This is a genomic window from Mesorhizobium sp. M0778 (assembly GCF_040320105.1).
GTDB lineage: Bacteria > Pseudomonadota > Alphaproteobacteria > Rhizobiales > Rhizobiaceae > Mesorhizobium.
In genome coordinates, this window is the sequence record NZ_JAMYPA010000006.1 from 161,775 (window position 1) to 183,243 (window position 21,469).

The 21,469-nt window shown below is 62.7% G+C and carries 19 protein-coding genes; 9 read left to right on the forward strand and 10 right to left on the reverse strand.

The window, feature by feature from the left end; translation table 11 throughout:
• The first annotated feature begins 98 nt into the window (after positions 1-98).
• Both NKI22_RS11105 and NKI22_RS11110 read left to right on the forward strand, forming a co-directional pair.
• On the forward strand, positions 99-983 hold the full coding sequence (locus NKI22_RS11105; RefSeq protein ID WP_352852538.1) for an NmrA family NAD(P)-binding protein: 885 nt from the start codon (positions 99-101) through the stop codon (positions 981-983).
• Positions 984-1,031: 48 nt separating this feature from the next.
• On the forward strand, positions 1,032-1,304 hold the full coding sequence (locus tag NKI22_RS11110; RefSeq protein ID WP_023717491.1) for a DUF2798 domain-containing protein: 273 nt from the start codon (positions 1,032-1,034) through the stop codon (positions 1,302-1,304).
• Positions 1,305-1,394: 90 nt separating this feature from the next.
• Here the strand turns inward: NKI22_RS11110 and NKI22_RS11115 are convergent, their stop codons facing one another.
• From NKI22_RS11115 to NKI22_RS11140, 6 genes are all read right to left on the reverse strand, one after another.
• Positions 1,395-2,042, reverse strand: coding sequence for a YiaD family glycine zipper/OmpA-like lipoprotein (locus tag NKI22_RS11115; protein WP_352939439.1), 648 nt, complete (start codon positions 2,040-2,042; stop codon positions 1,395-1,397).
• A 174-nt stretch (positions 2,043-2,216) separates the two neighbouring features.
• Positions 2,217-2,585, reverse strand: a complete 369-nt coding sequence (locus NKI22_RS11120) for a GFA family protein (RefSeq protein ID WP_352643508.1) — start codon at positions 2,583-2,585, stop codon at positions 2,217-2,219.
• A gap of 200 nt (positions 2,586-2,785) precedes the next feature.
• Positions 2,786-3,172 carry a hypothetical protein gene (locus NKI22_RS11125; RefSeq protein ID WP_023717488.1) on the reverse strand — a complete coding sequence of 129 codons (387 nt, stop codon included), beginning with the start codon at positions 3,170-3,172 and terminating at the stop codon, positions 2,786-2,788.
• A 473-nt stretch (positions 3,173-3,645) separates the two neighbouring features.
• A protein-coding gene (prfB, locus tag NKI22_RS11130; protein ID WP_156948021.1) for a peptide chain release factor 2 occupies positions 3,646-4,777 on the reverse strand; the annotation gives its coding sequence in 2 pieces (ribosomal slippage) (positions 3,646-4,710 and positions 4,712-4,777; 1,131 coding nt in all).
• Positions 4,778-4,927: 150 nt separating this feature from the next.
• Entirely contained in the window at positions 4,928-7,384 is a 2,457-nt protein-coding gene (locus NKI22_RS11135; RefSeq protein WP_352939436.1) for a penicillin-binding protein 1A, read from the reverse strand.
• A 213-nt stretch (positions 7,385-7,597) separates the two neighbouring features.
• The gene (locus NKI22_RS11140) at positions 7,598-8,860 is read right to left on the reverse strand and encodes an N-acetylmuramoyl-L-alanine amidase (protein ID WP_352958429.1); all 1,263 of its coding nucleotides are present in this window, start codon (positions 8,858-8,860) and stop codon (positions 7,598-7,600) included.
• 667 nt (positions 8,861-9,527) lie between these two features.
• On the opposite strand from NKI22_RS11140, the gene NKI22_RS11145 reads away from it, so the two are divergent.
• Positions 9,528-12,533: an Rne/Rng family ribonuclease gene (locus NKI22_RS11145; RefSeq protein ID WP_352818008.1), complete on the forward strand. Its 3,006-nt coding sequence runs from the start codon at positions 9,528-9,530 to the stop codon at positions 12,531-12,533.
• 95 nt (positions 12,534-12,628) lie between these two features.
• Here NKI22_RS11145 and NKI22_RS11150 read toward each other — a convergent pair whose 3' ends face one another.
• Both NKI22_RS11150 and NKI22_RS11155 read right to left on the reverse strand, forming a co-directional pair.
• The gene (locus NKI22_RS11150; protein WP_352818009.1) at positions 12,629-13,630 is read right to left on the reverse strand and encodes a glutaminase; all 1,002 of its coding nucleotides are present in this window, start codon (positions 13,628-13,630) and stop codon (positions 12,629-12,631) included.
• Between the two features lie 11 nt (positions 13,631-13,641).
• Complete coding sequence (locus tag NKI22_RS11155; RefSeq protein WP_352818011.1) at positions 13,642-14,790, reverse strand: pyridoxal phosphate-dependent aminotransferase; 1,149 nt, start codon at positions 14,788-14,790, stop codon at positions 13,642-13,644.
• Positions 14,791-14,936: 146 nt separating this feature from the next.
• On the opposite strand from NKI22_RS11155, the gene NKI22_RS11160 reads away from it, so the two are divergent.
• The 6 genes from NKI22_RS11160 (at position 14,937) to aat (ending at position 20,284) form a co-directional block, all read left to right on the forward strand.
• Positions 14,937-16,331, forward strand: coding sequence for a M48 family metalloprotease (locus NKI22_RS11160; RefSeq protein WP_352818014.1), 1,395 nt, complete (start codon positions 14,937-14,939; stop codon positions 16,329-16,331).
• A gap of 70 nt (positions 16,332-16,401) precedes the next feature.
• Positions 16,402-17,205, forward strand: coding sequence for a DsbA family protein (locus NKI22_RS11165; RefSeq protein ID WP_023717479.1), 804 nt, complete (start codon positions 16,402-16,404; stop codon positions 17,203-17,205).
• Between the two features lie 163 nt (positions 17,206-17,368).
• Positions 17,369-17,803 carry a type II 3-dehydroquinate dehydratase gene (aroQ, locus tag NKI22_RS11170; protein WP_023717478.1) on the forward strand — a complete coding sequence of 145 codons (435 nt, stop codon included), beginning with the start codon at positions 17,369-17,371 and terminating at the stop codon, positions 17,801-17,803.
• 26 nt (positions 17,804-17,829) lie between these two features.
• The gene (gene accB, locus NKI22_RS11175; protein ID WP_023717477.1) at positions 17,830-18,288 is read left to right on the forward strand and encodes an acetyl-CoA carboxylase biotin carboxyl carrier protein; all 459 of its coding nucleotides are present in this window, start codon (positions 17,830-17,832) and stop codon (positions 18,286-18,288) included.
• A gap of 19 nt (positions 18,289-18,307) precedes the next feature.
• Positions 18,308-19,651 (forward strand): acetyl-CoA carboxylase biotin carboxylase subunit, encoded by a 1,344-nt coding sequence (accC, locus tag NKI22_RS11180; RefSeq protein WP_352818017.1) that lies wholly within the window; start codon positions 18,308-18,310, stop codon positions 19,649-19,651.
• A 15-nt stretch (positions 19,652-19,666) separates the two neighbouring features.
• Positions 19,667-20,284, forward strand: coding sequence for a leucyl/phenylalanyl-tRNA--protein transferase (aat, locus tag NKI22_RS11185; protein WP_023717475.1), 618 nt, complete (start codon positions 19,667-19,669; stop codon positions 20,282-20,284).
• Positions 20,285-20,396: 112 nt separating this feature from the next.
• Here aat and NKI22_RS11190 read toward each other — a convergent pair whose 3' ends face one another.
• Positions 20,397-20,765: a hypothetical protein gene (locus tag NKI22_RS11190; protein ID WP_023717474.1), complete on the reverse strand. Its 369-nt coding sequence runs from the start codon at positions 20,763-20,765 to the stop codon at positions 20,397-20,399.
• Positions 20,766-20,851: 86 nt separating this feature from the next.
• Positions 20,852-21,334, reverse strand: coding sequence for a DUF2155 domain-containing protein (locus NKI22_RS11195; protein WP_352451095.1), 483 nt, complete (start codon positions 21,332-21,334; stop codon positions 20,852-20,854).
• Positions 21,335-21,469: the final 135 nt, after the last annotated feature.

Genomic DNA, 21,469 nt, shown 5'->3' on the forward strand with positions numbered 1-21,469 from the left:
GGATAAACTATCGCCACATCGATCAATTGTAACGCAGTTCGCTAGATTTTATCTTCCCTGCACAGGCCGAAAGGCAGACTCGAGGGAAGGAGATCGTCATGCGAACACCCAGTCCAACCGTCCTGGTCGTAGGCGCCGCAGGCCCCGTTGCCGGTTTGGTGGTGCCTGAACTCGTCCGCCGCAATGCCAGGGTTAGAGCGCTTGTTCGTGACGCCGCGGCTGCCGAAAAAGCCCGGAAAGCCGGGGCATCCGAGATCGCGATCGGTGATCTGCGCAACCATCAAAGCCTTGAACAGGCCGTCGAAGGTGTCGACGGTGTCTTCCACATCGGGCCGGCCTTTGCTCCCGACGAAGCCGCCATGGGGGTTGCCATGGTTGAGGCAGCGGCGCGAGCAGGCGTTCGGAAATTCGTCTTCTCATCTGTGATCCAGCCCACCAATACGAGGCTGGAAAACCATGCAAGCAAGGTACCGGTCGAAGCTGCCCTCTATTCGACGAACATGGAATACACCATTCTGCACCCGGCCAATTTCATGCAAAATATCGCGGCGGCCTGGCCGTCCGTCGTCGAGCATGGCGTTTTCGCCGAGCCGTTTCCAAAGACGGCGAAGCTGGCCCGCGTCGACTATCGCGACGTGGCTGAAGTGGCAGCGATCGCACTGACCGAAACGCGTTTGTCCTATGCGACCCTCGAGCTGTGCGCCGACGGTATGCACAGCCGCGAAGAGGTCGTTGCCATGATCAGCGAGGCGCTTGGCCGGCCGGTTTCAGCAGGCGAGCCGACATTTCAGGACTGGGCGGCGAAAGCCCGCCTTCCCTATACCGACCGGCAGTTGCAGATGCTGGCCAAAGTACACAGCCACTACGCCAAATACGGCCTCGGCGGGAACAGCCTGGCGTTGCGCGCCGCGCTTGGCCGCGAGCCGCGTTCGCTGCGAAGCTTCATTCGGGAATTGGCGCTGCCGGTGGCACATGCCGCCTGATCGTCCTCACAATAACGCTTACGCACACTTTCTGATTAGGAGATTTCGATGCAAGCATCACCGGACCGAGCCTTCAAATTGAGAAAGCTGCCGCCCTCCTACGGCGCGGTGGTGATGCCGTTGGTTCTTTCGATTCTGATGTCCTCGATTGTCTCGGCGGTTTCGACGGCAATCGGCGCAGGCTGGACGGACGGGTTTATTGCGGCCTGGAGCTATGCATGGGGCGCTTCATGGCTTGTTGCGTTTCCCAGCCTGCTGATTGTGCTTCCGATCGTGCGCCGGATCGTTGCCGCGATTGTCGATCAGCCGGCCCGGTCCTGATATCACAAACGCAGCGCGCCGGCGGCCGGCGGTCCGGCATAACCATTAGAGCGGCCCCGTACGGAGCCGCTCTCGGTTCATGCGCTTGCCTCAGGTGAGCGGCGACAGCTGGATCTCGACGCGGCGGTTCTGAGCCCGGCCGGCAGCGGTCGCGTTGGAGGCGATCGGACGCGTCTTGCCGAAGCCGGTGACGGCGAAGCGGCGGGAATCGACGCCCTGCCCGGACAGATAGTTGGCGACCGCCAGGGCGCGGCGCTGCGACAGGTCGAAATTGTGCTCGTCGCCGCCGGTCGAGTCGGTGTGGCCGAACACGTCGACGGTGGTCTGCCGGAACTTTTTCAGCACAAGGGCAACCGAATTCAGCACCGGATAGAACCCAGCCTTCACCGCATCCTGGTCGACGTTGAAAGTGATGTCGGACGGCATGTTGAGGATGATCTGGTCGCCGGTGCGGGTGACGCTGACGCCGGTGCCCTCAAGCTGCCGGCGCAGTTCGGCCTCGTTCTGGTCCATGGTGGCGCCGATGGCGCCGCCGGCAAGCGCACCGATGCCGGCGCCGATCAGCGCGTTGCGGCGGTCGTTGCCGCCGGCAAGCATACCGAGCCCGGCACCCGCCAGCGCTACCAGACCGGCGCCGGCAGCGGTGTTGGAAACCTTCTGCTCCCCGGTGTAGGGATCGGTGGTGCATGCGCTCACAAGCACAGCCGTCGCCACGACGGCGAGCACAATCTTTTTCATATGGTGGTCCCTCTCCATTCCACGGCCGCGCAACGGCGCACCGCATCAGCCCTTCCAGCGACTTGTAACATGAAATGCGGCGAAAAGCGGACCAGCAAAAGCCGCTGCCGCGGCTTTCCCCGGCTCAATTCCATACCCCTGCAGCGGCTCGCGCGACCACCGCAATTCGACCGGCTACCAGAGATTCTTGCCGTCGATGACCACCACTTCGACTTTGTCGAGATCGAAATCGTCGAACAGCCGCGAATTCACACTGATCTTCGGATTGTCGAAATTCGGCTCGCCTGTCGACCAGTCCGGCGTCTCGGTGAAGGTGCCGCAGCCGCAGGTGGCGCAAAAACTGTGTTTTATGGTTTTCGATCCCCACTGGTAGAACGAAACATTCTCCGGCGGGCTGGTAAGCCTGAATTGCGATGGCGTGTAATAGGCCCACAACGAACCGCGTTTCGAACAGAAGGAACAGGTGCATCGCGTCACAGTCTGCGGCGCTTGCGAAACCTCGAACGTGGTCGCCTTGCAGTGGCAGCTTGCCTTGATGGTCATGGATTAGTCCCTCACAATGCCCGCCGCCCCTACGGCAAGGCACCATAAAGAAACGCTCCTGACAACTCTCCGTCAGCAGATCTGTCGTCTGCAATGCGCAGTTTCAAAAGTGTTGTAACCCAATCGAGGGCGTGTCGATCCCAAAAACCCTGCACACCCTCGGGTCAAGCCCAAGGGCAAGCTTTTGGGGGCGACATGCATCAATAGGACGATGGCGGCACGAACAGACAGATGGTCTTTCCGTCATTGGCGCCGGCGACCGAGCACCAGTGATATGCGCCGTCGGGCGAATTCTTGATGCGCTTGTCGCTATAGGCCACGACTTCGCCTGTCCCCTTGATGACATAGCCTTCGGGGCGCTCGCCGATAGATATCGGCGCAACCTCGCGGCAGTCATAGCCCGAGCAGCAGGAGAACGGATAGCTCCAGCCTTGCGGCATCGCCGCGGTCGGCTTGGCATCATGCGCCAGAGCAGGCGCCGCGAATGGCATCGCGGCAGCTATCAAAACCACTGCCGCGACAAGGGAATTCAGAAATCGGCGCGCCGTGTGAACGGCATGGGCCGGTCTGGTTGTAAGAGCAGGCATGGGCGCAGTTCCTATCAACGGTTGTCAAGCATCTCGCTTGCCCGTTCCCGGAACGTGTCTTCCCAGTGGCCGGATCGTCAGGTCGCAGATACGCCGCGCCCGGCCATAAATGCTTTTTTCCTCCCCAGCGCTTGGATGCTGGGCTGATTCCTTGGTCGGCGCAAGGAATTGCTGTCGCAAACCGAACGCCGACCTCTGCGGCCGGAACCAGCCTGCCGGCCGGGTTGACGAGACTGGTACGATCACCCCCGGCAGCGAGGGTTGCCAATAACGGAATTCGGCTCGCAGTGGTTCCGGGCTCGGCACCGGCAGGCTCGAAGCATTCGCGTCAAAAGCGGAAATCGATTTTGGAAATTCCGATGAAAAACAAAGTTGTAGAACGACAGGTAAGTTCAAGTTGAGAACTCGTCACTCTCGCGCCGTGGCCGTAACTCTCGCGTGATGGACTGAAATTGCCGGGTTGGTGCCCGCCTTCAGTCGATGTCGGCCACCGTTTCTCCGGCGCCACCCTCGATGCGCTGCGATAGCGAGGCCTCCATGAAATCGTCGAGGTCGCCGTCGAGCACGCTCGACGGGCTGGTGCTCTCGACGCCGGTGCGCAGATCTTTCACCAGCTGATAGGGCTGCAGCACGTAGGACCGTATCTGGTGGCCCCAGCCAATATCGCTCTTCGACGCTTCGGTGGCGTTCGCCACCGCTTCGCGTTTCTTCAGCTCTTCCTCGTAAAGCCGCGAGCGCAGCATTTCCCAGGCCTTGGCCTTGTTCTTGTGCTGGGAGCGCTCCGCCTGGCAGGCAACCGCGATGCCGGTGGCGAGATGGGTGATGCGGACCGCCGAATCGGTGGTGTTGACATGCTGGCCGCCCGATCCCGAAGAACGATACGTGTCGATACGGACGTCAGATTCGGAAACGTCGATGTCGATCGTATCGTCGATGACGGGATAGACCCAGACGCTGGCGAAGGAGGTGTGGCGGCGCGCATTGCTGTCATAGGGCGAAATACGCACGAGACGATGCACGCCGGATTCCGTCTTCAGCCAGCCATAGGCGTTGTGGCCCTTGATCAGCAGCGTGGCTGACTTGATGCCGGCCTCTTCGCCGTCATGCACTTCCAGCACCTCGACCTTGAAGCGGCGGCGCTCGGCCCAGCGCGTATACATGCGCAGAAGCATCGAGGCCCAGTCCTGGCTTTCGGTGCCGCCGGCGCCGGCATGGACTTCCAGATAGCTATCGTTGGCGTCCGCCTCGCCCGACAGCAGCGTTTCGATCTGGCGCGCCTTGGCCTCGCCGCGCATCGAGCGGATCGCCGCCTCGGCCTCCGCGACGACGCCCTCGTCGCCCTCTTCCTCGCCAAGCTCGATCAGGCCGATATTGTCTTCCAGAGCCTGGGTGAGGCCTTTGACCGCGGCAATGCCTTCCTCGAGGCCCTGACGCTCGCGCATCAGCTTTTGCGCTTCCAACGGCTCGTTCCAGAGGCTCGAATCCTCGGCGCGGACATTCAGGTACTCAAGCCGCTTTATGGCCTGGTCCCAGTCAAAGATGCCTCCTCAGCAGGGTGATCGCCTGCCTGATCTCGTCGACAATATTTTGCGTTTCCGCGCGCATGGCTGGCTGTTCTGTCCTGTTGCTGAATGGCGGTTTGGTGGCGCGATACATAGGGACGGCAATGTCCCCTGTAAAGCACCGGCCCCTGTAAAGCGGGATGGGCCGGCTCGACCATGATCGTCAAGCCGGCCCGACCGGATGTAACGATTGTCAGTAGAGCCCGCCGCCGCCCGACTGGATAGCCTGGTTGGCCTGCGGCGACAGCGCCCCGCCGGTGGCGTTGGAGCCGTCCGCACCCATGCCGATCACCCAATAGCTGTCGGCGGGACCGGTACCCGGCTTGAAGGCTTCGATGATGGTTCCGGCGTCACCCTCGTTGGCCCGCATGCCGGTCTTGCGATTGATCGCAATCAGCTTCATGCCTTCGGGAACCTTGAAGTCGACATTGGGCGTGCCGTCCAGCGCTACGCGCATGAAATCCTTGAAGATCGGCGCAGCAAGGCCGCCGCCGGTCGCGCCCTTGCCAAGACCTTTCGGCTGATCGTAGCCCATATAAAGGCCGACAACGAGGTTCGGCGTATAGCCGATGAACCAGGCGTCCTTTTCGTCATTGGTCGTTCCGGTCTTGCCGGCGATGTGACGGCCGAGTTCGTTGATGGTGGCGCCGGTACCGCGTTGAACGACGCCCTCCATCATCGATGTGATCTGGTAGGCGGTCATCGGATCGAGCACCTGCTCGGAATTGTCGACCAACTCCGGCTCTGGCTGGTTCTGCCATTCTGCGGCGTTGCAGTTTGAGCAGCCGCGTTCGTCCTGCCTAAAGACGGTCTTGCCGTAGCGGTCCTGGATGCGGTCGATCAGCGACGGCTTGATCGACTTGCCGCCATTGGCCATGATCGAATAGGCCGATACCATGCGCATCACCGTCGTCTCGCCGGAACCCAGCGCCATCGGCAGATACGGCGCGAGATGGTCGTAGACGCCGAAACGCTCGGCATACTCCACGACCAGTTTCATGCCCATGTCGTTGGCAAGCCGCACCGTCATCAGATTGCGCGATTTCTCGATGCCGGAGCGCAAGGTCGCCGGACCGGCCACCGTTCCGTCGTAATTCTTGGGCGTCCAGGTCGTGTTGCCGCTCTGGATGGTGATCGGCCCGTCCATGATCACAGAGGCGGGCGTATAGCCATTGTCGAGGGCGGCCGAATAGACGATCGGCTTGAACGACGACCCCGGCTGGCGCATGGCCTGCGTCGCCCGGTTGAACTCCGACTGCGCATAGGAGAAACCGCCGACCATGGCCAGGACGCGTCCGGTATGCGGATCCATGGCGATCAGGCCGCCTTCCACTTCGGGAACCTGGCGCAAGCTGTAGCTGTTGTCCGAGCCGTCGTTCCTCTGCACGAAAATCACGTCGCCCGGCTTCAGCACGTCGGCCGGCGACTTCGCCTTGACGGTTTTGCCGTCGACCACGTGGCGCATGGCGAAGCTCATGTCTTCCTTGCTGACGGTGCCTTCGAGGCGGTCCTTGACGATTTCGCCGGAGATCTGGCGCGTCGGCTGCAGGCCGATGGACAGGCCGGTGGCCGAGCTATCGAGCACGACGGCAAGCGACCATTCCGGCACGTCCTCCAGTCGCTTGACGTTGCCCAGCGGCACGCCCCAGTCGCCGGAAACATCGATGCTCGTGACCGGCCCGCGGTAGCCGCGCAGCGTATCGAACTTCATGAGACCGTTCTGCATGGCCTTGCGGGCAATCAACTGCATCTTCGGATCGAGCGTGGTACGGACGGAAAGGCCGCCCTCGTAGAGCGCATTCTCGCCGTAGCGCCCGATGATCTGGCGACGCACTTCCTCGGTGAAATATTCCCCGGCGAAGAGATAGTTGCCGGTGCGGCGCGGCGTGACGCCGAGCGGCTCGGCCTTGGCCTTCTCGCCTTCTTCATGGGTGACGTAACCGTTCTCGACCATCTGGTCGATGACCCAGTTGCGGCGCTCCAAGGCGCGATCGGCATGCTTGAAGGGATGATAGTTGTTCGGCCCCTTCGGCAGAGAGGCAAGATAGGCAGCCTCGGCCACGGTGAGCTCGTTCACCGATTTGTCGAAATAGGTGAGCGCAGCACCGGCGACGCCATAGGCACCGAAACCGAAGAAAATCTCGTTGAGATAGAGCTCGAGAATGCGATCCTTCGAATAGGCCTGCTCGATGCGGAAGGCGAGGATCATCTCCTTGATCTTGCGCTCGTAGGTCTGGTCTGAAGACAACAGGAAGTTCTTCGCCACCTGCTGGGTGATGGTCGAGGCGCCGACCTGGCGCTTTCCCGAGCCAAGATTCTGCAGGTTGACGACAATGGCGCGGCCAAGGCCGGTCACGTCGATGCCGGGATGATTGTAAAAGTTCTTGTCCTCGGCCGACAGGAAGGCCGCCTTGACTCGATCCGGGATCGCCTGAATCGGCAGATAAAGCCGCCGCTCACGCGCATATTCGGCCATCAGCGCGCCATCCGACGCGTGGATGCGGGTCGTCACCGGCGGCTCGTATTTGGCCAGCACCTCGTAATCGGGCAGGTCCTTCGACAAATGGCCGATATAGATCGCCACGCCCGCCGCGACCAAAAGGGCCAGCGTCGTGCCGATGCCGAAGAAATAGCCAATGAGACGAATCATACCCGCTCCAGTCCTTGGTTCGGGAATTTCCTAAACGAAGCCGCCCTTCGCGCAAGCTTTCGGGACGATCCCAACCCGTAATCGCAAAAGCCATGTCGCGACCATGTGGGCAAAATACGGCAGCGTGGAATTTCGGTTTCGAATGCCGGAAATAAAAGCACAGGGTGTTGTCGCCGTGCAACGCTGCCTCAGGTTGTGGGCGCCGGCGGCATTTCAGCCTCCGGCCCCCGTTCCGCTCTTGGCCGAAGCAAACAGTGCAACGGCGTTGGTTATGCTTTGGGTCGCCTTGTTGCGCCAATCGGCGCTGAGCAACTGCGCTTCGTCCTTGGCGTTCGACAGATAGCCGAGTTCGACCAGCACGGACGGAACGTCCGGCGCCTTCAGCACCTTGAAGCCGGCAGAACGCTGCGGGTTGTTGATCAGGCCGACGCTGGTGGAAAGCTGGCCGACAAGAGTGTGCGCGAAGCTCATCGAAAAATTATGCGTCTCGCGGCGGATCAGGTCGATCAGGATATCGGTCACTTCCTTGCTGTCGTCCTTGATCTCCATGCCGGCGAACTGGTCGGAAAGATTTTCACGGTCGGCAAGCGCCTGTGCCTCGGGATCGGAAGCCTTGTCGGACACGGTGTAGACGGTTGCGCCGCGAATGCCCTTGAGGCTGATCGTGTCGGCATGGATCGAGATGAGCAGGTCGGCCTCATGCTGGCGAGCAATGCGCACGCGATCGTCGAGCCGCAGGAACTCGTCCGTTTCGCGCGTCAGGAACACGTCATATTTGCCGCTGGCGGTGAGCTTGTCGCGCAGTTCCATGGCAAAGGCGAGCGTCACGTTCTTCTCGACAGTGCCGTTCAGGCCCTCGGCACCACCGTCGATGCCGCCGTGGCCGGGATCGACGACGACGGTGAAACGATGGCCCGGATTGGAGACCGGCCCGGTACCGACCCTGCCAGCCTTGTCGGCAGAGACTGTCGAGCCGGTGGTCAGCGCCTGATTGGCGAGCGCTGCATCGAATTCCCGCTGCGACGCCGCCGACATGTCGATGGCGATGCGGTAGCCACTGCCGTCATCGTTCTTCAGCACGTCGAGATTGTCGACGGCGAACGGTCCCTTGCCGGTGAGAATCAGCCGCGATTTTCCCTCGCCGAGTCCGCCGTAACGCACGGCGCGGACAAGGCCGCGCGGCTTCACATCCTTGGCATTTAGGGCGAATCTCGTGGCCGGCAGATCGATGACCAGACGATTGGGGCCGCGCAGCAGGAACCATTTGATGTCGGGATCGCGGTCGAAATTGATGACGATGCGCATCTTGGTGGCATCGCCGGCCATCTTGTAGCTTGTGGCGCCGATCGGTACGTCGGCAGCACGCGAAAGTGGCGGAAAGACTAGGCAAGCCAGGATCAGCGGCAGCAGGCAGGCGGTGCGGAACAACCAGCCTCCATGATGACGGCCCTTGTCTGCGAAGCCTGCCAGTCGCATCTTTCTACCAGTCGCTCCTGTTTGGCGTCATGCCCGATCGTTCGTCAAAGTGCCCTATTGCTTGTCAAAGTGCCGGCAGGCCGCGAACTCGATTAACGATTGGTATCCAGAGAAGGTTAACCAAGCCTTTTCATGGAAGGCTTGGAACCTGGGCTTCCGTTGCGGAACGGCTTTTTGCCGGCGTCGGGAATCGGGGTTGCCTTCCAACCCGCCAAATCATAAAAGCGATGGTGGATCACTGCAATCCTGGAACCGTCCTCCTCCGCAGCTTCCTGCTACAGGTCAGACGCAAGACGGCTCCTTTCGCTTCAGGCGAAGAAGGCATCGGTGATCGCGACGATTTTCGCAGGCGTGCTCCCGTGGCGGGGGAATCGCCTGCGTGAGCAAAACGGCCGGGATTGTCCCGTGCCGGCTCTGTATGAGCAAACAAGCTGGTCCGGTTTTTCCCGGGCTTTGGTTCAAAAGGTTCTGCTGGTTACGATGGCTTCAAGCGCAATCATGGAAAGGTCCGCAACAAACCGCGCCACTACGGCTGCGGGCGGCACCGCCATGGCGCTCAGGCAGCGGCCGGCGGACGTTCAATTGTCCGGCACCCATGTTCCAGGTCCACGGCAGCGGGCATTGCCCCGCAAGCTGCGGCCGACGGCTGCCGGGGGGAAACGAAATAATGCCCAACAAAATGCTGATAGACGCCTCCCACCCGGAGGAAACACGCGTTGTCGTCGTTCGCGGTAACCGTATTGAAGAATTCGACTTTGAATCCCAGGACAAGAAGCAGCTCAAAGGAAACATCTATCTCGCCCGCGTAACGCGCGTCGAACCTTCCCTCCAGGCAGCCTTCGTCGAATATGGCGGCAACCGTCACGGTTTCCTCGCCTTCAGTGAAATACACCCCGACTATTACCAGATTCCGGTCGCCGACCGTCAGGCGCTGCTGCGTGCGGAAGCACAGGAAGCCCAGGACGAAGAGGACGAGGAAGCCGCCGAGGGCGACGACCGCCAGAGCCGCGACCGCGGCAAGCGCGGACGCCGGCGTGGCGGCAAGAGCCGCGACCGCGGCGAGCACAGGCGCGAGGCAGGCGCGTCCGACGGTGAGAATGGCGAGAGCGGCGAAGATGCCGTCGCAGAGAACCTGGATGCCGCTGCCGACGGCGGCGACACCATGTCCGATACTGTCGGACAGAGCGAGGATGCCGCCGGACAGAGTGATGAAGTCGCCGATAGCGGCGAGACCGAGCCGTCCGAAGGCGGATCCAGTTCCATCGCTGCCAGCGTCGACGCCGACGTAATCTCGGAAGCCGTCCCGGAAGTAGAGACAAGGGAGGTCGAGACAGGCGGGGCCGAGACGAGCGGCGAAGCGACGTCCGAAGACAATGATCGCGGCATGCTGGAGGAGGTGCAATCCTCGCATTCGGACGATCACGAGGTCGAATCGGTCGGCGCCGAAGACGCGCTGGAAGAAGTGCGCAACCGCCGCAAGCCGGTGCGCCGCCAGTACAAGATCCAGGAAGTGATCAAGCGCCGGCAGATCCTGCTGGTGCAGGTCGTCAAGGAAGAGCGCGGCAACAAGGGTGCAGCGCTGACCACCTACCTGTCGCTGGCCGGCCGCTATTCGGTGCTGATGCCGAACACGGCGCGCGGCGGCGGCATTTCGCGCAAGATCACCAATGCGCAGGACCGCAAGCGGCTGAAGGAAGTGGTCGCCGATCTCGAAGTGCCGCAAGGCATGGGCGTCATCCTGCGTACGGCCGGCGAAAGCCGCACCAAGGCAGAGATCAAGCGCGACTACGAATATTTGATGCGGCTTTGGGAAAATGTCCGCAATCTGACGCTTCAATCCACGGCCCCTGCCCTGGTTTATGAGGAAGGCAGCCTGATCAAGCGGTCGGTGCGCGACCTCTACAACAAGGATATCGACGAGATCCTGGTTTCCGGCGAAGAAGGCTACCGCGAGGCCAAGGATTTCATGCGCATGCTGATGCCGAGCCACGCCAAGGTGGTACAGCCGTTCCGCGACACGACGCCGATCTTTGTGCGCAACGGCATCGAAGCACAGCTCGACCGCATGCTGCAGCCGCAGGTGACGCTGAAGAGCGGCGGCTACATCATCATCAACCAGACGGAAGCGCTGGTCGCCATCGACGTCAATTCGGGCCGTTCCACCAAGGAGCACTCGATCGAGGACACCGCGCTTCACACCAATCTGGAAGCCGCCGAGGAAGTCGCCCGGCAATTGAGGCTACGCGATCTCGCCGGCCTGATCGTCATCGACTTCATCGACATGGAGGAGAACCGCAACAACCGCTCCGTCGAGAAGCGGCTGAAGGATCACCTCAAGAACGACCGCGCCCGCATCCAGGTCGGCCGCATCTCGCATTTCGGGCTGATGGAAATGTCGCGTCAGCGCATCCGTGCCAGCGTGCTGGAATCGACGATGAAGCCTTGCCCGCATTGCGGCGGCACCGGCCATGTGCGCTCCGATTCGTCGGTTGCGCTGATGGTGGTGCGTGCGATCGAGGAATTCCTGCTCAAGGATTCGCGCAGCCACATCACGGTGCGGACGCAGGCAGCGACCGCGCTCTATGTGCTCAATCACAAGCGTGGCACGCTGGTGGAATTCGAGCACCGCTTCGGCGTGACCATCACCATCGAAGCCGATGACACGGTCGGTGCACAACACTATGCCATCTTCCGCGGCGCGCTGGCCGAAAAGCCGGAAGGCTTTGTCGAGGCCCGCACGTTCCCGGCCTATGTCGAGCCGGAAGAACCCGAGGACGAGATCGTCATCGAGGAGGAAGAGGAGGCACCGGTGCAGGCTGAGCAGCCACGCCCTGCCCAGCAGCCGCAGCAGCCAAGGTCCGGCGAGGACGGCGAAGGCCGCGATCGCAAGCGCCGCAAGCGCCGCAGACGGCGCGGCGGCAAGGATCGCGAACACGGGGATCGCGAACACGGGGATCGCGAACACGGGGATCGTGAACACGGGGACCGCGAACAGGCCGCTGCCGGGGAAGGTGCTTCCGTTTCGGCGCCGACGGACGAGGCCCTCGTAGCCGCCGGCGATCAAGGCGCGGAAGCGGAACGTGAAGCGCCGGCCGGTGTTGCCGAAACTGCGGAAGCGGCGGACGACGGTCACGGCAAGAAGCGCCGGCGCGGCAAGCGCGGCGGCAAGCGCAATCGCCGTGAAGACGGCGAGGACGGCGTCGAAGCCAGCGCCGGCGAGCCGGCCGGCATGACAGAAGGTGCCGTGTCGGAAGCAGAGCCCGTGACTGGCGAGCCGGAAGGTGCGCCGCCTGCCGAAGAGCTTGCGGTGCGTGCTCCGGCGAACGACGACACGCCGAGCGTCGAAAAGCCGAAGAAGCCGCGCCGCGCCGCCAAGCCGAAGAAGGCCGCGGCGGAAGCAGTTGCCGAGGTTGCCGGCGCCGAGACATCGGCCGCCGAAGCCGCGGCGGTGGCTTCCGGCGAGACCGCTGCGCCGGTTCGGCAGGAGACCGAAGTGGCGGCTGCCAAGGAAACGCAGAAAGCCCGGCCGTCGCGGCGCAAGCCCGCACCGGTGGATGCTCCGGTCGTGCCGGTCGTCTCCTCGATCGTCCCTGACGAGGCAAAGACCGAGGAAGCAAAGGCCGAGGACAAGCCGAAGCGTGCCGGCTGGTGGCAGCGGAAGGGCTTTTTCTAAGCTTTTCCGTGTATTAGCCAGACTTTCTGATTAAAGAATCCCGCGCTGCCGATCGGCTGCGCGGGATTTTCTGTCCCAATTCCAGGCGACAGGCACTACGGCGCGAAGATCGACCAGTTCATCATCTTCGCCAGTTTCTCCAGCGCGATCGAACCCAGCCTTGAATTGCCATTGGCATTGAGCCCGGGCGACCACACCGCAAGCGAGGCGACGCCCGGCACGATCCCCAATATGCCGCCGCCAACGCCGCTCTTGCCGGGAATGCCGACCCGGAAAGCGAAGTCGCCGGAGCCGTCATAATGGCCGCAGGTCAGCATCATCGCGCCGATGCGGCGGGCGCGCTCGGCCGAGACGACGGAATGCCCGGTCGCCGGATTGTTGCCGCCATTGGCGAGAAAGCGCCCGGCCAGGGCCAGTTGCCGGCAGCTCATGGCGATCGCGCAATGGTGGAAATAAACGCCCAGCGCCAGTTCCGGCGCATGATTGAGATTACCGAACGATTTCATGTAATTGGCAAGCGCGAAATTGCGAAAGCCGGTGGCACGTTCGGACGCCGCGACCTCCCGGTCGATGATGATTGTGTCGTCATCGGCCAGGAACTGGATGAAGCGCAGGATCTCGCCGATCGCCTCGCGCGGCTGGTGGCCGGCGAGCAGGATGTCGGAGACGACGATGGCGCCGGCATTGATGAACGGATTGCGCGGAATGCCGTTCTCATGCTCGAGCTGGACGATCGAGTTGAACGGATTGCCCGACGGTTCGCGTCCGACCCGCTGCCATAGCGCATCGCCGACATTGCCGAGCGCCAGCGTCAGCGTGAACACCTTTGAGATGCTCTGGATCGAAAACGCCTCGTCGGCGTCGCCCGCGGTCAGCACGCGGCCGTCATTGGTCACCGCGGCAATGCCGAATTTTTTCGGGTCGATCTTGCTCAGCTGCGGAATATAGCTGGCAACGTCGCCGCGATCGGCACGCTCCGCCATTTCGGCGGCGACCTCGCGCAGTGCCTGTTCAAGCTGGGGCGCCTGTTCAAGCTGGGGCGCCTGTCCAAGTTGGAGCACCTGTCCGCGTTGCGCCGCCTGTTCAAGCTCCGGCATCGTCGTCCCCGCTACTTCAGCCAGCGTTCGATACGCGCCATCGCCTCGACCATGTCGTCGTGGCTGCCGGCGTAGGAAAAGCGCATCGTGCGATGGCCCTGCAGCGGATCGAAATCGCGGCCGGGTGTCGCCGCCACATGCGCCTCCGCCAGCATCCTGCGCGCGAACGCCATGCTGTCGTTGGTGTGCCTGGTGACGTCGCAGAAGGCGTAGAACGCGCCGTCCATGGGCGCGGCCAAAGCAAAGCCGAGCTCCGGCAGGCGTTGCATCAAGAGCTCGCGGTTCCAGGCGTAACGCGCCTTCACCGCCTCCAGCTCTTCTGTCGCCTTGAACGCTTCGATCGCGGCAATCTGGGACAGTTCGGGCGGCGAGATGTAGAGGCTCTGGGCGATGCGCTCGATCGGCCGCACCAAATCCTGCGGCAGCACCATCCAGCCAATGCGCCAGCCGGTCATGCAATAATATTTCGAGAAGGAATTGATCACCGTCACGTCCGCGCCGAAAGACAGCGCCGTCGTGTCGGGCGCCGCATAGGCCAGCCGGTGGTAGATCTCGTCTGAGATCACGGCGATGCCAAGCTCGCGCGCCGTCTCGACCAGCGCCTCGAGATCGCCGGCGGGAATGACCGCGCCGGTCGGATTGGCCGGGCTGGCGAACAGCACGCCCTTCAGCGGTTTTTCGCGGTGCGCGGCTTTCAGGTGCTCGGCATGAAGATAGGCGGCGCCGTCGAGCTCGATCTCGGCGATGTCGATGCCGAGCGCAGCCATGATGTTGCGATAGGCCGGATAGCCCGGCGCGGCGATGGCGACGCGGTCGCCCGGATCGAACATCGCCAGGAAGGCAAGGTTGAAGGCAGCCGACGATCCGGTGGTAACGGCTACCCGCTCGGGCGGCACGTCAAGCCCGTAATGCTCGCCATAATGGGCCGCGATTGCCTTGCGCAGGCCGGCGAGGCCCAGCGCGTCGGTATAGCCGATGCGGCCTGCTTTCAAGGCGCTCGCCGCCGCTTCGCGAACCCCGGCCGGTGCCGGGTCGGACGGCTGGCCGACTGCCATGGAAACGACCGGCACGCCCTTGGCCTTCAGCCGATTCGCCTCGGCCAGGATGTCCATGGCGTGGAACGGCTCGACGGCGCCGCGGCGCGAAAGCGAAACAACCATTTTTCAATCCACCACACTTGTCCGCACGTGCCGGCCATGCAGGCCGCGCCGCACAAATGCCCGATTGATGTGGGGATCACAAGTTCGGTAAGTTTTAAGGTGCCGACTTTTCATCCTTCGCCCGCTCGTCTACCAGTGGACCTGCCATGTTAAGCCGACCCAGATCGACGATCGCCAGGACAGCGCGCGCCTTCGCAACGCTTTCGCTTGCCGCGGTGCTAGCCATGGCTGGCTCGGTCAGCGCGTTTGCGCAGAATGTGCCGGTGGTACGCGATGCCGAGATCGAGGCGCTGGTGCGGGATTATGCACGGCCGATCTTCAAAGCGGCCGGCTTATCGGGCGACGCCATCAACATCGTGCTGGTCAACGACCAGAGCTTCAACGCCTTTGTTGCTGGCCGCCGCATGTTCATCAACACCGGCGCGCTGATGACAGCCGAAACGCCCAACGAGATCATCGGCGTCATCGCCCACGAGGCCGGCCATATCGCCGGCGGACACCAGCAAAAGTTGCGCGAACAGCTCGAGCGCGCCAAGACGATGGCAATCCTGGCGACGCTGCTTGGCGCCGGCGCCATGGTGGCCGGCGCCACCAGCAATAGCCGCGGCCTCGCTGGGGCCGGCATGGGCGTGATGGCCGGCGGCGGCGAGATGGCGCAACGCAGTATCCTCGCCTATCAGCGCACCGAAGAGATGACCGCCGACCGCTCGGCAATCGCTTATCTCAATGCTACCGGCCAGTCCGGCATGGGCATGCTGAAGACGTTCAGCCGTTTCCAGAATGCATTGTCGCTCTCGGGCGCCCAAGTCGATCCCTACAAGATCAGCCATCCGATGCCGCAGGAGCGTATCGCCAATCTCGAAGTGCTGGTGAAGCAGAGCCCTTACCTCGACAAGGTCGACCCACCGACACTGCAGCAGCGCCACGACATGATGCGCATCAAGATCGCCGCCTATATGCAAGGACAGGCCGCGGCGTCGCGATTGATACGCAAGAACCCCGGCAGTCTCGCCTCGCGCTATGGCGACGCGCAGATGACCTATCTCTTCGGCAATCTGGCCTCGGCGCTCACCAAGACCAACGCACTGATCAAGGAACAGCCGAAAAATCCCTATTTCCAGGAATTGCGCGGCGACATCCTGATGAAGGCGAACAGGCCGAAGGATGCGGCGGACGCCTATGCCAGGTCGGTCAGCCTCGATCCGGCGCGATCCGGGCTGCTGCCGGTCTCGTACGGCCAGGCGCTGATGGCTATCGGCACGCCGGATTCGCTGAAGAAGGCGGTGGCGCAGATCAACACGGGCCTCGGGCGGGATCGCGAAAACGCCGCCGGATACCGCTATCTGGCACAGGCCTATGGCGAACTCGGCAACATCCCGGCGGCCGAGCTTGCAACCGCCGAAGGGCATTTCTATTCCGGCGACTACAAGAATGCGAAGATCTTCGCCATGCGGGCGCAGCAGAGCATGAAGCGGGGCGAGCCGGGCTGGCTTCGCGCGCAGGACATTATAAACTACGCACCATCAGGTAAGAAGAAGTGAACCTTTCGGACGCACGCTGCGACACAGCCGAACCGAGCGGACCCGAACACAGGCTAGAGGATCGAGGATCATGACCAAGGCAATTCTGCTGGGCACTACCGGAGTGGCAGCCGCCCTCGCCATGCTGGCGTTCGGCTTCGTCGCCGGAAGTCCGCAGACGGCGAAGGCCGGCACGGCGCAGCTTGTCCAGACGGCGTCCTCGGAAACCAAGCTCGACCGCACCGAAGTCGAAGGCATCGTCCGCGACTATCTGCTGAAGAACCCGGAAGTGCTTCTGGAAGCCCAGCAGGCGCTCGAGGCCAAGCAGAAGGAAGAACAGCGCGTCGCCAGTCTCGGCGTCATCAAAGACGCCAAGGACCAGATTTTCAACTCCGCCTTCGACGGCGTTGTCGGCAATCCGAACGGCAAGGTCACCATCGTCGAGTTCTACGATTACAATTGCGGCTACTGCAAACGCGCCATCGATGACATGCGCGCGCTGACCAAGGCCGATCCGGACCTGCGTTTCGTGCTCAAGGAATTCCCGATCCTCGGCCCTGATTCGCAGAAGGCGAGCGTCGTTTCGATGGCCTTCCACTTGATGAAGCCGGAGAAATACGGCGAATTCCACAACGCGCTGCTCGGCGGCCAGGGACGCGCCACCGAGGCGGCGGCAATCAAGGTGGCGCTGTCGCTCGGCGCCGACGAGGCGGCGCTGCGCGAAAAGATGAAGGACCCGAGCATCACCGAGGCCTTCTCCAAGACCTATGACCTTGCCACCAAGCTCGCCATAACCGGAACGCCGTCCTATGTGGTCGGCAACGAGGTTGTGTTCGGCGCGCTCGGCCAGGAAGTGCTGGCCGAAAAGATCGAGGCGGCGAAGGCCGCACTCTGATTAGCGTTCGGGTTTCGATCAGGCTGCGGGTTTCCGGCGCGGGCCGTTTTCCGGCTGTTGTGGACGGCGAAAGAACGCACTTGCGCTCTTTTCGCCAGCGTCTATGCCCATTATAGAGGGTCCGGCGCGCCGGCTTAGCCGCGCCGGGAAAGGTCGGCATTTTTTGAAAACGGTTTTCGTCCTGAACGGCCCCAATCTCAACGCGCTCGGCAAGCGCGAGCCGGGCATCTATGGCGGCAAGACGCTTGCGGCGATCGCCGACGACTGCAAGCAGGCGGGTGCCGCACTTGGGCTGGAGATCGATTTCCGCCAGTCGAACCATGAGGGCGACCTCGTCGACTGGATCCACGAGGCCGCCGACAAGGCCGCCGCAATCGTCATCAATCCGGGCGCCTACGGCCACACCTCGATCGCCATTCACGATGCCATCCGCGCCGTCGCGCCGCTGCCGGTCGCTGAGGTGCATCTCTCCAACATCCACGCGCGGGAACCATTCCGCCACGTCTCCATGGTCGCGCCGGTCGCTGTCGGCATGATCTGCGGGTTCGGGCCGCTCGGCTACACGCTGGCGCTGCAGGCGCTGGCTGCACGCCTATGACCGGCCAACAAACAGAAGGCTCGAAAATGTCGATAAAGAAGAACGGTGTTGACCAGCAGCTGATCCGCGATCTGGCGGGCATACTGAACGACACCAACCTCACCGAGATCGAGGTCGAGCTGGGCGATCTGAAGGTGCGCGTCTCACGGCAGGCGCCGGCCGTCCATGCGATCGCCGCAGCGCCGCCGGCCTATGCCCCGGCAGCAGCGCAGCCTGCGGCAGCGGCCGCGCCGGCGACGCCCGACGTGTCGAAGAACGCCGTCGCCTCGCCAATGGTCGGCACCGCCTATCTGGCACCGTCGCCCGACGCCAAGCCGTTCATCGAAATCGGCCAGAAGGTCAAGGAAGGCCAGACGCTGCTGATCATCGAGGCGATGAAGACGATGAACCAGATCCCCTCGCCGCGCGCCGGCATGGTGACGGCGATCCTGTTCGAAGATGCGCAGCCGGTCGAATACGGCATGCCGCTCGTCGTGATCGAGTAGAGCCGGGAACAGGCGAAAGATGTTCCAGAAAATCCTCATCGCCAATCGCGGCGAAATTGCCCTCAGGGTGCTGCGCGCCTGCAAGGAGCTTGGCATCCAGACGGTGGTGGTGCATTCGACCGCCGACGCCGACGCCATGCATGTGCGTCTCGCCGACGAGAGCGTCTGCATCGGCCCGCCGCCGTCGCGCGACTCCTATCTCAACATCCACCAGATCGTCGCCGCCTGCGAGATCACCGGCGCCGACGCGGTGCATCCCGGCTACGGTTTTTTGTCGGAGAACGCCAAGTTCGCCGACATCCTCGCCGCGCACAACATCACCTTCATCGGCCCGACCGGCGACCATATCCGCATCATGGGCGACAAGATCGAGGCCAAGCGCACCGCAAAGCGCCTCGGCATTCCCGTGGTACCCGGCTCCGACGGCGCGGTCACCGAGGAAAAGGAGGCCAAGCGCATTGCCGCCGAGATCGGCTACCCCGTGATCATCAAGGCGTCGGCCGGCGGCGGCGGGCGCGGCATGAAAGTGGCGCATAGCGAGGCCGACCTCGAGGTGGCGCTGCAGACGGCACGCTCGGAGGCGGGCGCCGCCTTCGGCGACGACGCCGTCTATATCGAGAAGTATCTGCAGAAGCCGCGCCATATCGAAGTGCAGGTGTTCGGCGACGGCGCCGGGCGCGGCGTGCATTTCGGCGAGCGCGACTGCTCGCTGCAGCGCCGCCACCAGAAGGTCTGGGAAGAAGCGCCCTCGCCGGCGCTCAATGCCGAGGAGCGCGCACATATTGGCGGCGTCTGCGCCAAGGCGATCGCCGATCTCGGCTATTCCGGCGCCGGCACCATCGAATTCCTTTATGAGAACGGCGAGTTCTATTTCATCGAGATGAACACGCGCCTGCAGGTCGAACATCCGGTGACCGAGGCGATTACCGGCATCGACCTCGTGCACGAGCAGATCCGCGTCGCCTCGGGCGGCGGGCTTTCGGTGCGCCAGGAAGATATCCGCTTCCACGGCCATGCTATCGAATGCCGCATCAATGCCGAGGATTCGCGCACCTTCACCCCCTCGCCGGGCACCATCACCCACTTCCACACGCCAGGCGGCCTCGGCATCCGCGTCGATTCCGGCGTCTATTCCGGCTACAAGATCCCGCCCTACTACGACAGCCTGATCGGCAAGCTGATCGTGCACGGCCGCAACCGCGTCGAGTGCATGATGCGGCTGCGACGCGCGCTCGATGAATTCGTGGTCGACGGCATCAAGACCACGCTGCCGCTGTTTCGCGACCTCGTCGGCAACGCCGACATCGCCAATGGCGACTACGACATCCACTGGCTGGAAAAATATCTGGCCAAAGGCGAGTGACACAGGGGCGACGCGATGACCCGCCCCTACGCACCCGGCTATCGCATCCCGACCGACCTGTTGCTCAAAGCCTATGCCTCCGGCGTCTTCCCGATGGCCGAAAATGCCAATGACCCCGAGGTGTTCTGGGTGCGGCCGGAGACGCGCGGCATCATTCCGCTCGACGGTTTCCACATCCCGAAGAGCCTGAGGAAGACGATCCGCAAGGATCTGTTCGAATTCCGCATCGATTTCGATTTCGAGGCGACGATCGACGCCTGCGCCGAAAGACGCGAGGAACGGCGGTCGACCTGGATCAACGCACCAATCCGCGAAGCCTATGTCGAGCTGCATCGGATGGGCCATTGCCATTCGGTCGAGGCCTGGCACGACGACCGGCTGGTCGGCGGGCTCTACGGGGTGTCGCTCGGCCGGGTGTTCTTCGGCGAGAGCATGTTTGCCAGGGAGACCGACGCCTCGAAGGCCTGTCTGGTTCATCTGGTCGAGCGCCTGAAGGCGCGCGGCTTTGCGCTGCTCGATACGCAGTTCACGACCGAGCATCTCAAACGTTTCGGCGCAATCGACGTGCCACGTGGCAAGTACGAGAAGATGCTGGCCGAGGCGCTAAAGGGCGAGGCTGTGTTTTTTCCGTGATCTAGAACGGTTCATCGTTTCACGGAAACGCCGAACCGGTCTATTTTGTGTTTTGACGCAATTCCGCACGGAAAACCGTTCACACTTTTCCTGGAATTGCTCTACCGGCCGGTCAGCCCTTGGTCGCCGTCACCAGCGGTGTCTGTGCATGGAACATCATCTTCCAGCCATTGACGCGGTGGACATAGCCGGTACTGACCAGTGCTGCATAGGCTTCGCCATTTTGCCGGGTCGCACGCGCCTCGTAGGTCAGCATGACGATGTCGCTGCCGGGCTCGATGATGCCCTTGAGGTCGATGTCGAGCTCGCGCCAGCGCTTCGGCTCCGTCGCGGTTTTGGCCAGATCGGCGTTGCTCATCACCCGCGCCATCTGCGGGAAGGCCACCAGGCATTCGGTGTCGGCGTTGGCCTTGAAATAGTCGGCGTCGCCGGTCCAGAATCCCTTTTCGATGTCGAGAAGCTCGCTTTTGTTGGCCATCATCATGGCAACCTCCTCCCTAGAGAGGCCCCAACGCTCGGACAACAAGGCGGTTCCGCAAGACGCCGTATCCGCCGCGCTGACAGGTTCTAGTTGGTTTTGGGGGCAGCGGGTGCCGGCACGTCGGACTTCTGCTTGCAGCCCTTCAGCCAGATATCATAGACGGCGTGCTCGACGGCGTTGATCCCGGGGCTTTCGGCAAACATCCAGCCGGTGAAGATACGGCGGATTTTCCGGTCGAGCGTGATCTCGTCGACCTCGACGAACGAATCCGTCTTCGGCTCTTCGTTTTCCGGCCGCGAATAGCAGATGCGCGGCGTCACCTGCAAAGCGCCGAATTGCACCGTCTCGTCGATATAGACGTCGAAGGTGATGATCCGGCCGGTGATCTTGTCGATGCCGGCGAATTCAGCGACGGGATTGGTGATGCGCTCGGATACTGCGGGTGCTGCGGGTGCCACCGACGCGTCCGGCGCAGGCGGCGCCAACTCCTGCGCAGCAGCAAGCGCCACCATAGAAGCGAGAACGACCGCGGTTAATCCGCCCGTCAAAATTCGGCTGAACATGCTCATGCAAGGTCCGGTGGTTTGCGCCCGGGTGATTCTCTTAACGCCAAGGCTAGTTGCTGCTGTCGGATCAGCAAACAGCTAAACAGCAATTGTGGCGACAAAGGACCGCGCCCGTGGGGACGGTGCCTGTGGGAACCG